Raw genomic sequence first — 13,691 nt, forward strand, 5'->3', positions numbered from 1 at the left:
GATCTGAGCTAGGTGGCACTTTTTGAGAAAGTGCCACGAGTAAAACTTCAAGTCTATGAAGCCTCGGGACAGAAATAAGTTGGAAAACATCTCCAACTTATTTCTTCAGTTCAAGTACAAAGATAGTACAGATTACTTATTCTCATCCATTTGGTTTTTTTTGATTGCTTTATGAACCCTTTGGAAACTATCATCTCCCAATGAAAATGCCTCTTCAAGGTCGAAGTATGAGGGAGCACTACTATAAGCTCGCCAGCAACTTCTCAAATACTCTCTAAAAATGGTTGTTCTTGCATATCTGCTCGCAATTGTTAGACATGATATGTCTGCTATTAGTTCGCTTCTGGAAAGTTCGTCCATTATTGGTGTATCAAACAGCATCGCATCAAGATATGCAAATTCACCAAGCCACCTCTTGATATGATACGCACCGATAGTAGTTATCCTAAAACTATCTGGCATGTCTCCTATAAGATTACTATCTTCGTCTTCTTCAAACGTAACTCTTAGCGAGGTTTCTATCAGCTTTTTGTTCGTTGCTCTCCTCAATGCGGATTCTATCTGATTTGTTGTAAAGCCAGCATTTTGACATTCCTCTATCAAAGTTTCTGTCCTACAAAACCCATCTTTGTCCAAATGCCCCCCTTTCGTATCAAGATACGAAATAACAACTGGGACTAAGAAGTGTTCATTTGGATCTGCATTACATATATCGAGCACGTTCATCGAAATTGATGTATCTGGACTGTAGTGAGAGTAATCACCTAAAAGGGCCTGTTTAGAAAACTCATGTACAGGAATTCGATAGTCTCCTTCCGTCTCCATTATATCAATTATCTTTTGCGCCTCTACGTTCGGAGATCCTATGAAACCAGTCACAAACTCTATTACCGCACGAATATTGCCACCAGTAATGTTCGTTAAAAACTCGTTTAGCTCTTTGTTATTTTGTAGTGATCGAACTAATGCTTCCAAGAATAAGGCTAAATTTTCAGATCGAACAGAAGGTAAATCGATCGCATGCTCTCCTCTAGCTAATTTAGCTGCGAACCGTAGCCTTTTTTCCACAACTTGGTCTACACGTGGCGGAGAGATGGTAAAGATTTTGTGTGGATAAGCTGTTAGCGCACCTGAACGTTTAGATTTATAAAACGTTTGTGGTCGCACAGACAGAAATACAGTAGCTTTCCATTCTTTGGCTAGCTCTTGGGAAATAATAAAAGCTTCCTGTTGAATGTCGAAGTCTCGTTGGTCAGCATTATCAATACAAATTATGACTTGTTTTTTCCGCCCCTTCGCAATATGTTCTACCGAGCGCTTCATATGGTTGCTTTTGTTTTCTACAAGGTTTGCTAGTTCTTCTATAAGCTTTTCTTGGTATTTTTCTGGGTTTGAATCTTTGTAAGCTCCCCATAAGCCTCTGGCAAACCTTCGAATTTCACTATCATAAACCCCATGAATAAAATTGTTATCGTAGGTGTCAACTTCATATTGTGTAAGTAATTGATGCTCAATCTGATCTAAAATAAATGAGTTTATGTCTGTATTGAGAGAGGCATTTGCACCTAAGTCAATGTAGACATAAATAGCCTTATTAAACTCTTCGTGTGCGCTGTTATGCCTTAAATTCTTTACGAATGATGTTTTTCCGACTCCCACATCTCCTATCAGAACTATAGGACGCCTAGACAATGCTTCCGCCACGATATCAGGCGAGAAGTTTGAGCCTTTTTGGGATTTTACAGGTTGAACTGATGGTTGCTCTTCTGATGCACTAAAGATTGCAGCGTACCTTGCCTCAAGTACATTCTTGCTGAGTAAAGCATATTTATTTAACGCACCACTTTCGCAGTAACAGTCTTTGTAGAAATTACTCTCTAGCTCAGGGTTATCCATTACATCTTGTATGAACAACTCAGAAAGCTGTTTAAGTGAAGCTTGTACTTCACTTGGATACCTAATCTTTGGATAATCGACCAATTGGCTCGAAAGCTTATTTGGAAGCCTTTTATCACCAGTAGTCAGTAATCTAAAAAGCCTATTCTCTTCAATACCAGCTTTTGATAAATAGTTCCAAGCTTGCGTGAAGTGATGATGCATATGATCAAGTGAAGTAAAAACTAGCGCATCTCCATCAAAAACATCGACACCATCAGTTCGAGAAGCCAGAAAAGCTACATATTGGTGACCATTGGTAACAAGCGCCAAGGGAACACCTCGTCTAGCACAATAAATCTGCACTTGTTCGATAGCTTCCTTAAGAGCTGTATTAGCTTCGAAAAGAGATTGAATCGGAATAGTCAACTTTAGTGATAGACCCGCAGGAATCTCAAATGGGGTACCTTCTCGTTTAGCTTCTACAACAAGTATTCTTGGTTTTCCTAATTCATAGTCAGTAAAGCCATTTTTTGACTCATGCTTCTCAACTTCAATATCGTCTTTCCAGTTAAAGCAATCTTCCAAAACTCTATCTATTATATGAAAACGAGTTTGTGCTTCATTCTTAATATCTGCCTTTCCATACTTCTCAGCCAGCTCAAAAAGGACTTGTCGAGCCTGATGTAGATCGTTCATTTTCCATCCTTAGTAACATAAGGCTATTTAAAATTTGTACACATGAGAAAAGCACCAATAGCATAATAATTTGATTAGAAAAACTAGGTCAAATAAGCTGGCTTAAAAATGTGTGCTGAAGCCTTCTTAACTCACTATTGGGGCAAATACTCGTTAACCCAAAGCGCATACTGATAAGGCTACGAAACAACTTCGCCATCGTGATATTTTTACCCAATTCAGCCTCTAGGACTCCGAGCCATAAAATCGGCCCTATCGTTTTCCGTTAATAGCAATGGCACCGGCGAGCTGCTATTGCAGCGGATGGAAACCGTGGTAATTTTCTCTTGTGGCTTTGGGCTTTCTTGTGAATCTTTAACAGACTTACGTCTACTCAATCTAGTCACACCAGTTAATTTATTCATATTATGTATTACACTTGTTATACATTAAGGCGTTGCATAACTTCTTTAGCCAGGCTCTTATAATCGGCTAACGTAAGGCTGCTAGGCTTGTAATTCAGTAAGGTTTGACCGCTGACACTGGCTTGGCCGACATCCTCAGAACGGCGAATCTTGGTCCCTAATAATTTACCTTCAAGCAAGGCGAATTGCCTTATCGATGAAGTTGCATTGGCAGTTAGAATTATCTTTGCTCTTTTGGGGACGCAGAAACCTCTGGGACTGTTATTACTGCGCAAAAATTAACTGTTTTGCACAACTTAGAGCCAGTATGCTCCATCTTTAAGCTCCTCAAAAACCCAAGAATAGCTACAACTCAAGTACACTAAGGCTTTCAACGAAGATTGGTGTATTCTAATTGGGTACATAACCGTTTTTTGCCCCAAAAAGCCATAAAAACAATACTTAATAAAATCAAAAGCTTAAACAAATTTCATTAAAAATTATTTCACACGCTATGCCGCAGTTTTTCATTGTTCAATAAAACTAATCGTAAATATGCTGAAATTTGTCCCTTTAAATTAAACCTAAACACCAAAGTGGATTTTCATTGGGCTTGAATGAGGGCCGATGGTGTATGCCGAGTGGGTAAAATTTTCACCAACAAGAAGAATTTAAATTCAAATTCCGAAAGAAATTGCTATGCGAATTTTGATGTACGCTACAAAAAATCAAACAACGATACTCAATCACAATTAGGTGTACTCTAATTGGGTTGTTAGCATAAGTGGCGCACATGGTTCGAACTGAAAATGCATTATTACCTATACCTGTTACCGAAACCCTTTACAGAGGTAAACCCCTAACGATTAGCAGCACAACCAGTGTGCAGCCTAATGTTCTGCTCAGAACAGGCGTTTTTACGCCCGCAGGCCGTAGAACAAATCCGAATGATGTTAAAGCACAAGATCTCAGTAACGATCTAGTGAGCCTCGATATCTGCCAAAAGGAAGGCTATGACCTAGTTACCGTCAGGGGCCAAAGGCTGAATATCGAAACCGATTTTAAGGTGTGGTGCGGTATTGTACTGGTGTTCAGTAAGTACGGTTATTCCTCCAACACGATCAAACTGACCTTTTCAGAGTTCGCTAAGTTTTGCGGTTATCCCAGCCGGCGTTTTGATAAAAACCTGCGTAAACAGATCGGGGATTCGCTCGGGCGCATCCAAAACCAAAGTTTGACATTTAGGCGCAACAATACCGAAAAAGCCGTGCATACGGGAATGTTATTGCGAGCCATGTATAACGGTGAAGCCGATATTGTTGAGCTTATGGCCGATGAAACCCTGTGGGATCTGTTTCTGTTAGACTACCAAGTGTTGGTTAATCTGCGAGTGCTGGAAAAATTGCCCCGTGCAGAGGTCGCACAGTGCCTGTATTTGTATTTCACGTCTTTACCCGAGAATCCTCACCCCGTCTCCTTTGAGCGCCTTAGAGAGCGTTTGAGGCTTGATACGTCCAAAAAAGAAGCAAATAGGAAGATTAAGACTGGTATTCAGAAGTTGGAGTCGATTGGCTACCTGTCTGGCAGCTTCGCAGTCATGAACGGTAAGCAATACTATCTGATTAATCAGCGTTATAAAAAGCTAGAAGCAGCGATTTAAAGTACACTCTTTTGAAAACATAACCATTACGAGAAGTATCATTTATAGCCTTGAGCCAAATCGTTCAGCCTATAAAAGTCCTTCCAATACAGTTTTCATTGAAAACTACGAGGAGGAAAACACCGCAGTTTTCATTGAAAACTACGAGGAGAAAAACACCGCAGTTTTCATTGAAAACATTTTATGCTTTAAGTTGAAAAAATGATGAATAGCTGCAGCCATTATAAGCTCACCAACTTGATAAAGTAACATTTTCAAAATGGTGTTTAATCAACTCTAAAAAATTAGGGCAAAAAACAGCGTTACCCCATTCTCGCAGAATTTATAATCGGTTTAGCGTTCCATTCTAAAAACGCCTCAAGGCTAAGTATCCAATGTAAATCCTTAGCGTTAATGATGTTAAACAACAAAATTTTGGTGACATCCTCCCCAAGTTTAGTCATTTCAACATCTCCTTTTTTAGTGTTATCTCTAAGATGCTCCAGAGCGCGTTTCTTTGAGTTTGATTGGCTTTTACCTACTTTAACAACGCCTAGAGTGGGGTGCCAAAAGACATATACACCAGGTGCATTAACTTCTGAACTACCATCGTACCTAGCGGCATGGATAGACATTTCAATGGTATGAAAGCGATCTGTGAGAGCTTGAAATTCTGATTCAAAAAGCCGTTTTACGTCTTTATCTGTAAGCAAAATAAACTCCTAGAGACAGCTGAACATCAAGTCACATCATTAATCGCACGGATCAATGCCTTGGTGTTGATCTTATCGCGCATGCTGATCAGGCCACGGAACAGCTTAGCTGCAGTGATATTTTTACCCGATTCTGCCTCTAGGGCTTCGAGCCATAAATTCAAATCGGCTCTATCGTTTTCCGTTAAGCGCAATGGCAACGGTGAAGTGCCAGTGGTGATATTGCGGCGGGTGGAAACCGTGGTGATTTTCTCTTGTGGCTTTGTGCTTTCTTGGGACTCTTTAACAGACTTACGTCTGTTCAATCCTGTCACACCAGTTAATTTACTCATATTATGTATTACACTTGTTATACATTAAGACGTTGCATGACTTCTTTAGCCAGGCTCTTATAATCAGCTAACGTAAGGCTGCTAGGCTTGTAATTCAGTAAGGTTTGACCGCTGACGCTGGCTTGGCCGACGTCCTCAGAACGGCGAATTGTGGTCGCTAATACCTTGCCTTCAAGCGAAGCTAATTGCTCGTCGAGAAAGTTGTTAATTAGCTTATTGGCCTTGGCAAATTCATTACGGAATACCGCGTAGTTGACCTGCTCGCTTTCTTTCACTTCTTCGAGCGCATCGAGTAAATCGGCTAAGCCGTTTAATGAAAATGAACCACCATCGACGGGGATCAGGAACATATCGGCGGCCATCATGGCGTTAACCGATGTCAGGCTTAGGTTAGGCGGACAATCTAAGATCACGATGTCAAAATCGCTGGCGATAGCTTCAAGCTGCTTTAACAGAATGCGTTCGCGGTGAACTTTGGTGAGGCTTTGTTCAATCACGCGGCTTAGGCGAATATCCGTTGGGCAAATACACAGGTTGGGAATCGCTTCACCATTGGACTGCGCTGGCATAATGGCCTGTTGAATGGGGCACTTTTTCGAGGACTCGAATACATCAGTTATCGAGTGTTCAAATTCAAATTGACCGCCCGTTAATACCACGGATAGGTTAGCCTGGGGATCTAAATCAATCACCAGCACCCGTTTACCTTCATGCGCTAATTGCGCGGATAGGTTGATCACTGTGGTGGTCTTGCCGACGCCACCTTTCTGATTTATCACTGCTAGCGTTTTCACAGCACACCCTCAACTAAAAATGTAGGACAAATGTAATACATTAAAATCATTATGTATAGTTATGCCGTCTAAAATTCGTTGTATCTCAAATGTAATACATCAATCAACCTATATCCCTTGTGATGCCTAGAACCCGTCATTCTACTGCGCGAAATTAACGAACGTTTTTTTAGCACAGTTTCCGATCCTGCTCTAACCTTATAGAAGGTGTTTTTTGTCCCCCCTTATGCTTCGCAAAAATTTATAATTTTTGAACGAAAATAAACACGGGACACCCGAACATGCAAGGATGCAGCCTATGCGCTTTCTTAAGCTAAAAAGCACAGCCCCTCGTGCCAACGGTGCCGCTTATAAACACGCGCTTATCGTCGATGCGCCCCGCCGTTTCGCCCCATCAAGCCAACGCACCGAAACCAGCCTGTCGCGGCAAAAAAATCACTTAATCGAAGGCGCTCACGATTCGGGCAAAACTCGCTGGCTAGTGCGACTTTATGAAAATTGGGCCGATATTTGGGGCGCAAAAATCCAGGAAGAACCGCTGTATTTGAGCGCCCTTGAACCGATCACCGATTGGATTGATGCCCCGCATGTGGAAGCCTGGTGGGCCGAAGTGGAATGTGAACGGGCATTAGCGGCCGATGAACCACCGCGTAAATGGTACAAACTCAGTCAAAAACACAAATTAGAAGCCCTGAGTAATTACCTCCATGCCACTAAAACGCTGTTGTTCCTCGATGATGCACACCGGCTAACGGGCCGTAAATTGCAGGTCGCCCGTCAATGCGTGCTTGGTTCCAAATACTGGATCATTAGCTGCAGCTCCGAAAATCGCTTACCGCCAACGTTGAGAACGATTGTTGAGCGTGGCGCGCCCAAGCGAACCCGCCTCGAAAGCGATGCCAGTTATGATTCAACCAAAGTGTTGATGTGGATGCTGATTGTGGGCTTTGCTGCGGCTGGCGTTTGGGAAGCTGCCATTGTCCTCGGTGGTTTCCAAATGCTTGGTACCGGTCGGAGAGCCGCCCGTGCTGATTAAAAGATATGCACAGATTTTGTGGATAAGTGGCATTTTATTAAGCAATACAGCGCATGCCCGTGATCCATGGAATGACAAAGAACAGAAGCCAGATATTAGGCCGTTTGAAGTGCCACGGCTGCAGGGCGATACCCAATATCAAGATCCCATTCCTTCATTATTACCCGCCCCTGAAATCGATCCTGATTCTATCTATATCGCTGCACTTAACTGTTACCCCGAAGAATCCAAATTTAAGGTCGATGTGGATTTAGTCGCAGGCTACCGACGCGTGAGTGATCAATACGATACCAGTGGCTGGCCGGAATTAAGTGAACACTATATTGGTGTTGTAGGTAAGATCCCGTTGATTTCGGATAGTGAAGATAGCAGGGCACGAGATCGCGAATATTTGCGCCGAACGCGCACCGCTGAAGCCGTAGCTGGTTTTGCCCAGGCGCTAGCCAATCGCAATTTTGCTTATCGGGAAATAGGGCTTTATATGGCACTGGAAGCCAGAGCTATTGTACGAGTGAGTAAAGGTATTGCGCCAACCGAAGAACAAATCACCATGATGGAAAAAGTCGCAGAAGCACAGCGTAATGTAACCAAGTACAGTGCGGAAGCGGTGCAATTTCGCCTTGCGATAATTGCGATGTGTGACAACCAAAAAGCCCCTGTGCTCAATGACTATTTAAAGCAAATAGCCTTTTTACCTAAATCTAAATAAGCGAGGGAACGCAATGAAAACCATGCGTTGGAAACGAGTGATTATCGCCAGTGCCAGCCTAACATTGTGCGGAATGATGGGTATTTATATTTATCTAATACTCACAGACACTATACCGATGCAATGTATCGATGATTTAAGCGACTTAACAAATATTGCAGAAAGTCAATATAAACAAGGAAATACAACACCTTTAGTCAAAGAAATGTATTACGATAGTAATACAAATAAATGGTGCTACTTCGATGAAGTGGATTAACCATACACTTATCGCGGGTAGCATTTGTGCAGTGATCTCACCGATCCATGTAGCGCCGGCCGTGATAGGTGCAACCGCGCCCGATTGGATGGAATGGGTAGTGAAACTCACTGGCCGCCATATTAAACATCGTGGCGTAACGCATATTTTGACACATTGGCTTATTGCTGCACTCGCGACAACCTTTTTATTTGATTATCAAGGCATGCTAACGGCATTCGCTTGGGGCGGATTTTCCCATATTATCACCGATGCCATGACAGTCACTGGCGTACCATTTTCGCCTTACAGCGACCGGCGTTTTCACTTGTTCGGGGGGCGCTTTCGCACTGGTGATCCAGTGGAATATGCCATTAGTTTTGCCGTTGTCGTGTTGTGCATTTTGTTTATAAAACTACTCGGGGATAGCGGCTTTATTCCGTTCTTCTACGATTGGGCTGGTTTTTATGATAATGGAATTATAGATGCATACGAATGGAAACAGAACAGATTCAGAATCTTATAATTAAAATGTATTACATTTGAAATACATAAACCACAAAGGAAGTGTATGTCCTGCAATCAGATTTGTGCCTTAGTCAATGGTTCTGTTTGTATGAATTTATGTATATTAGATCTTAACCCAAGGGGTTACTATCTCGTCGAACATGGCAAATTCTGGCAACTTTGCCATCAAGATTTAAACCATCCAGTAGCCGAAATCGATATCAACGATCATCACAAACTAGAACGGATCTCGATACTGCTAGCCAAATAACTTGATTATGTTAAGTTATCAAATAGCATTGGTGAAACGTGGAGCGAACAGGCGCGGGATTGCCGCACCTGTTCAAACGTAAAGTAGTTATTTGGGCTGAGACTTCTCAAAATATTCAGCTGCTAATTTCTGCGCAGAAATTAAATCGTCTGGCGAGAGAAGATTAGCCATGTCATCGCGGGAGGAGAGCGCGCTTTCGTATCCGTTAGCGGCCGCGGCTGAGTACCACGCATAGGCTTGCTTGTAGTCCCGCGGCACGCCGTTGGCTTGGCGGTACATACGCGCGAGGAAGTACTGGGCCATGGCAACGCCCTGCTCAGCGGCTTTTGTATACCAGTGCAACGCTTGCTTGTAGTCCCGAGGCACGCCGTCGCCTAGGCGGTACATATTCCCGAGGCCGAACTGGCCATCGGCATGGCCCTGCTCAGCGGCTTTTGTATACCAGTGCAACGCTTGCTTGTAATCCATCGGCAAGCTGTAGCGGTACAGACTCCCGAGGAAGCTCTGCGCAGCGGCATCGCCCTGCTCAGCGGCTTTTTTCACCTCCACTAAAGGCACCTTCGCCCAATCCTTGGCTTGCACAGCCGCTGGCGTCACGCTTAGCAAGGCAGTTAATGCAACTGCGATAAAACTCCATTTCGTTTTCATATCAGTCCAGATGAGTAATTTAGTTAACATTGTCGTTGATTTTATGATTAATGTTTGTGTTCCCGCTAGCGCTTTTGCCGATCCCCATTATACCGTCTTATTGTTCGGTTAATTAGACGCTTAGATTGCGCGCTTTTAGATTTGCCATGGCGTTGGCTTTATTTGGTGAAACGTAGGGCGGATTTTTCCCATATTCTTACCGATGCAATTAGAACGGAGCTCGATACTGCTAGCCAAATAACTTGATAAAGTTACAAAATCATGTTTTTGCAATCAAAAATATTAACGGCTAACACTGCACTTTCGGTAAATTCATCCACTTAGTAGTGTACTGAGGGGTTAATTTATCTCTACGCATGGCCCATTTATGCTCAATACCTTGAGCCGCCATGAATATGCAATCACTACCGTAGCGTTGATTTAACTTATCAAAAGTTTGCATCAGTGCGGGATTCTCAGTGGGAGCATGGAACAAATCATACTGAATATGCTTTGTAGGCATTAACTCAACTAACCCCACGCCAATTTTGTAATAACGCACACCAGAACGGAAAACTTGTGGTAACACTCGCGATACTGCAGCCGTGATCTCTGCCGTGGATGCTGTGGGGCAAGGAAACTGCACCACGGCTTTATAACTCACAGGCCGCTCATCGTGTGGCGAATTACTGGCAAATACCAACATACTTTTACAGCTTGAGCCTTGTTGCCGCGCTTTTGCGGCAGCGATCCCCGCGTGCTTACACAGTGCTTGCTGCAGGGCATCAATATCGGTAATGCGCTCGCCTAGGCTGCGAGTTGAAAATATTTGCTGCTTATCGGCCCGTGCTTCATCCCATTGTTTGCACACTTGGCCGTTTAATTCGCGCACAGTGCGCTCGAGTTCAATATTAAATTGTTTACGGGCAAGCCCTGGCGGCATGGCCGCCAATTGCGCCGCCGTAGTAATGCCTATTAGGGTTAATTTGGCCGACAAGCGCCGACCAATACCCCACACTTCACCCACTGGCATTTGCTGTAATATAGCAAGGCGTTGCTGCTCAGACTCAATAACACAGACACCCGCATAACCAGGTATTTGTTTCGCGGCATGATTAGCTATTTTTGCGAGCGTTAAGGTGCTCCCTATGCCGACACACACCGGCAAACGAGCCTCTTTCCACACAGTGCGACGGATCGCTTGTGCGTGCGTTTTTAAACACGTAATGGCGGGATAACAGCGATTAAAAGAGAGAAAGGATTCGTCAATCGAATATACGTATTGTTCGGGCGCAAAGCGCCCGATGATTTGCATCATTTTGGCCGACAAATCGGCATACAATTCATAATTGGACGATAGCGCAATCACGCCCTTTTTCTGGCAAAGATCGCGTATTTGAAAGTAGGGCACAAATTTAGGGATACCCGCTTCTTTAGCCTGACGGTTGGCTGCAACGACCATACCATCGTTATTACTGAGCACCACAACCGGTTTACCGCGCCAATCGGGCCGAAACACCTGCTCACAACTGCAGTAAAAACTATTGGCATCAACAAGGGCAAACATTTAAGCACACAGCAACGAACTAGGGCGGTGACAACGTATCGACCGGATCACCACGCCTTCGATACTAAATTCATCGTATTCATGAACCAGTACTGCTTGATATTGTTCATTACACGACAACAGCAAACGCCTTTGGATGTCGATGATCTTACAGACAAACAAGCCGTTAAAATTAGCGACGATTACATCACCATTACGGGCGGTCTCATGGCTATCCACGATTAATACATCACCATCATAAATCCCTACGCCTTGCATCGAATCCCCCTGCGCTACGCATAAAAAACTGGCACTAGGATGGGTGATAAGCAATTCATCAAGGCTGAGCCCAAGCTGAGTATATTCAGCCGCGGGGCTTTCAAAGCCGGTAATACCCGCTTGGGCAGGAATAGGAATAACGCGCATAACACACCAATTAACTGTATAAATACACAGTTAATTTTAGCAAGTCATCTAATTTACACAAGCTCTAAAAATAATTTAGCGACTTAAAATAAAATCATTTAAAAACATAATCATATAAAATAAATGTATTACATTTGATATACATAAAAATAGATATCACTTATACACTAAGCAGTGATTGATCAGCTGATTCTGTATACTTTGTCGTTGGCTCAAAAAAAGTAACACTGTAATCAGGACTTCGCCACTAACGTAGCTAACCTCATACAATATTCTAAAATCCTCTTTTATCGCATGTCTTACCTGAGTAACCCCAAGCTCAACTAACTCTTGGCATAGTGAATGGCTAAAAGGATTTTGCGTAACGGAAGCTTCAAAGGCATCAATAACGGCCTCAATTCTCTCTATCACAGCAATCTCTTCATTCCACTGAGCATAGTGAGATATGGCACTATTTACGGTATCTTCAAATGTCTTGGTATATTCAAGTCTCACCACAGACATACTACTTATCCTTTAACGCGAGCTTACGAACCGCCAAGCGTTCCTTGAAAGTACTTGATGACATTGTTCGACCATTTTGTTGATCACTTTTCGCAAAACTGACCATCTTGAGTAAAGCTATCGCTTCATCGCGTCGATTTCTATCCGCTACTGACTCAATAACGTAAGCAGGAACACCATTTTGAGTAATAATCATCGGCTCATCGAGTGGCAAATTCGCAGCATTTTTTTTCAAAAAACTAATTGTTTCTATGTTCATAGGATTGTGCCTGGCTGATTGGTAGAGAATAAAGTAGCCATATTGACTATGGTCGTAATCATATCACAGACAAACAAAAAGACTAAATTAAGACCAAATATAGACTGCCCTTATACAAATGGCAGTCGAGTTACTTGAAACTGTTACTTTTTCAAAATTGATTTTATGAGAATTGCGCTATTTTTTTATAGTAAATTTTTAACGGGCATTTTTTGCAATGCAAAAAATGCCCGTTAAATGTCTCTGGAAAATTCCAATACCGAGCACCATTATTACATCTCAAAACTAGGCGTTAATGCGTGGCAAGCCCTCTTTCCCTTTATTTTTTCTCATATTTTCCAGTCGGGCGATACAACGACGCGGGGTTCTCCGCATCACGAGCACTCCCCTGTTATCCCCCCGCGCCTTGCGCTCTAGGTGAAATTAAAAACTTCACCTAGAGCGCGACACATCAAGCTTTGTAACGCTTTCATTGTTCAGATTTCATTGTACAAATTAAAGCAATAAATGCCGTCAAACGGGATCGCTAAAACACCACCATTTCACTCACTCACCCCCCCCATCGATATACACCTCATTGAACTTAAAACCGCTATAAAAATTTTGCATTGCAAAAAAATAACGATTTATCCCCAGGCATTCATCACTAAGCTGTGCCGTTCTTCACTCAGCACCTGCAGATAGATTTCCGTGGTTTTACTGTCGCTATGGCCCATGAGTTGACTGATCACATGCAGCGGCACCGGTGGATTCGCCGTAACCATTGCCCTCAAAACCATGCTGTAGCTCTTTACCTATTGATTGAGTTTCCACATAACCAAGCAATAACATCGGACATAATCGACTGATATTGAGTGATTTACAGGCATAAGTTCTAGCTTCACAACCATTAGGAAATTTATAGCTAATGCTGAATAAAGATGTAAGCAACGCAAGCCTAATAAACACTAAACTCAACGTTGAACAGGAAATGCCAAACGTTGAGAATAGCTCTTAACGCTTTGTTAAAAACTGTATGAGCCCGCAAAGCCGTTTCCCCACGCTAACGGTGCTATTTACAACGTGTGGGACGCTTTAAAGGCCCAGAACTGCAGCCAGTTTAATACCTCAACAAACGAACGAAAAAAACCACC

At 42.9% G+C, this 13,691-nt stretch carries 16 protein-coding genes; 6 read left to right on the plus strand and 10 right to left on the minus strand.

The features are described 5' to 3' along the window. Positions 1-132 precede the first annotated feature (132 nt). Positions 133-2,574 (minus strand): hypothetical protein, encoded by a 2,442-nt coding sequence (locus L5L91_RS22055; protein WP_088587038.1) that lies wholly within the window; start codon positions 2,572-2,574, stop codon positions 133-135. A gap of 1,176 nt (positions 2,575-3,750) precedes the next feature. Here L5L91_RS22055 and L5L91_RS22060 point away from each other — a divergent pair. Next, the gene (locus tag L5L91_RS22060) at positions 3,751-4,617 is read left to right on the plus strand and encodes a RepB family plasmid replication initiator protein (RefSeq protein ID WP_263237788.1); all 867 of its coding nucleotides are present in this window, start codon (positions 3,751-3,753) and stop codon (positions 4,615-4,617) included. Positions 4,618-4,919: 302 nt separating this feature from the next. On the opposite strand, the gene L5L91_RS22065 is transcribed toward L5L91_RS22060, so the two are convergent. From L5L91_RS22065 to L5L91_RS22075, 3 genes are read right to left on the minus strand one after another with little or no spacing between them, the layout of a single operon-like run. After that, on the minus strand, positions 4,920-5,309 hold the full coding sequence (locus L5L91_RS22065; RefSeq protein WP_263237790.1) for a hypothetical protein: 390 nt from the start codon (positions 5,307-5,309) through the stop codon (positions 4,920-4,922). Between the two features lie 26 nt (positions 5,310-5,335). Next, positions 5,336-5,641, minus strand: a complete 306-nt coding sequence (locus L5L91_RS22070; protein ID WP_088587040.1) for a hypothetical protein — start codon at positions 5,639-5,641, stop codon at positions 5,336-5,338. Positions 5,642-5,658: 17 nt separating this feature from the next. Further along, positions 5,659-6,435, minus strand: a complete 777-nt coding sequence (locus L5L91_RS22075; protein WP_263237792.1) for a ParA family protein — start codon at positions 6,433-6,435, stop codon at positions 5,659-5,661. A 298-nt stretch (positions 6,436-6,733) separates the two neighbouring features. Between L5L91_RS22075 and L5L91_RS22080 the strand changes: the two genes are divergently transcribed. The 5 genes from L5L91_RS22080 to L5L91_RS22100 are packed head-to-tail and all read left to right on the plus strand — an operon-like array spanning position 6,734 to position 9,196. Continuing rightward, positions 6,734-7,471 (plus strand): hypothetical protein, encoded by a 738-nt coding sequence (locus L5L91_RS22080; protein WP_263237794.1) that lies wholly within the window; start codon positions 6,734-6,736, stop codon positions 7,469-7,471. Further along, positions 7,461-8,180, plus strand: coding sequence for a hypothetical protein (locus L5L91_RS22085; RefSeq protein ID WP_263237796.1), 720 nt, complete (start codon positions 7,461-7,463; stop codon positions 8,178-8,180). The genes L5L91_RS22080 and L5L91_RS22085 overlap by 11 nt, the downstream gene beginning before the upstream one ends. Positions 8,181-8,193: 13 nt before the next feature. After that, a complete protein-coding gene (locus tag L5L91_RS22090; protein ID WP_263237797.1) occupies positions 8,194-8,439 on the plus strand; it encodes a hypothetical protein in 246 nt (81 codons plus the stop codon). Then, on the plus strand, positions 8,426-8,944 hold the full coding sequence (locus L5L91_RS22095) for a metal-dependent hydrolase (protein WP_263237799.1): 519 nt from the start codon (positions 8,426-8,428) through the stop codon (positions 8,942-8,944). The genes L5L91_RS22090 and L5L91_RS22095 overlap by 14 nt, the downstream gene beginning before the upstream one ends. Before the next feature lie 45 nt (positions 8,945-8,989). Beyond that, positions 8,990-9,196: a hypothetical protein gene (locus L5L91_RS22100; RefSeq protein ID WP_263237801.1), complete on the plus strand. Its 207-nt coding sequence runs from the start codon at positions 8,990-8,992 to the stop codon at positions 9,194-9,196. Between the two features lie 87 nt (positions 9,197-9,283). Here L5L91_RS22100 and L5L91_RS22105 read toward each other — a convergent pair whose 3' ends face one another. From L5L91_RS22105 to L5L91_RS22130, 6 genes are all read right to left on the minus strand, one after another. Then, positions 9,284-9,874, minus strand: a complete 591-nt coding sequence (locus L5L91_RS22105; RefSeq protein ID WP_263237802.1) for a tetratricopeptide repeat protein — start codon at positions 9,872-9,874, stop codon at positions 9,284-9,286. Positions 9,875-10,133: 259 nt separating this feature from the next. Then, positions 10,134-11,390, minus strand: coding sequence for a Y-family DNA polymerase (locus L5L91_RS22110; RefSeq protein ID WP_263237804.1), 1,257 nt, complete (start codon positions 11,388-11,390; stop codon positions 10,134-10,136). Beyond that, positions 11,391-11,795 (minus strand): LexA family protein, encoded by a 405-nt coding sequence (locus tag L5L91_RS22115; protein ID WP_263237805.1) that lies wholly within the window; start codon positions 11,793-11,795, stop codon positions 11,391-11,393. Between the two features lie 156 nt (positions 11,796-11,951). Beyond that, the gene (locus L5L91_RS22120) at positions 11,952-12,299 is read right to left on the minus strand and encodes a type II toxin-antitoxin system RelE/ParE family toxin (protein ID WP_263237806.1); all 348 of its coding nucleotides are present in this window, start codon (positions 12,297-12,299) and stop codon (positions 11,952-11,954) included. Between the two features lies 1 nt (position 12,300). Beyond that, positions 12,301-12,558: a type II toxin-antitoxin system Phd/YefM family antitoxin gene (locus L5L91_RS22125; RefSeq protein ID WP_263237808.1), complete on the minus strand. Its 258-nt coding sequence runs from the start codon at positions 12,556-12,558 to the stop codon at positions 12,301-12,303. A 626-nt stretch (positions 12,559-13,184) separates the two neighbouring features. Beyond that, positions 13,185-13,337: a hypothetical protein gene (locus L5L91_RS22130; RefSeq protein ID WP_226871935.1), complete on the minus strand. Its 153-nt coding sequence runs from the start codon at positions 13,335-13,337 to the stop codon at positions 13,185-13,187. Positions 13,338-13,691 lie beyond the last annotated feature (354 nt).

The sequence above is a fragment of the Shewanella sp. SM55 genome (assembly GCF_025654025.1).
Classification (GTDB): Bacteria; Pseudomonadota; Gammaproteobacteria; order Enterobacterales; family Shewanellaceae; genus Shewanella; species Shewanella oncorhynchi.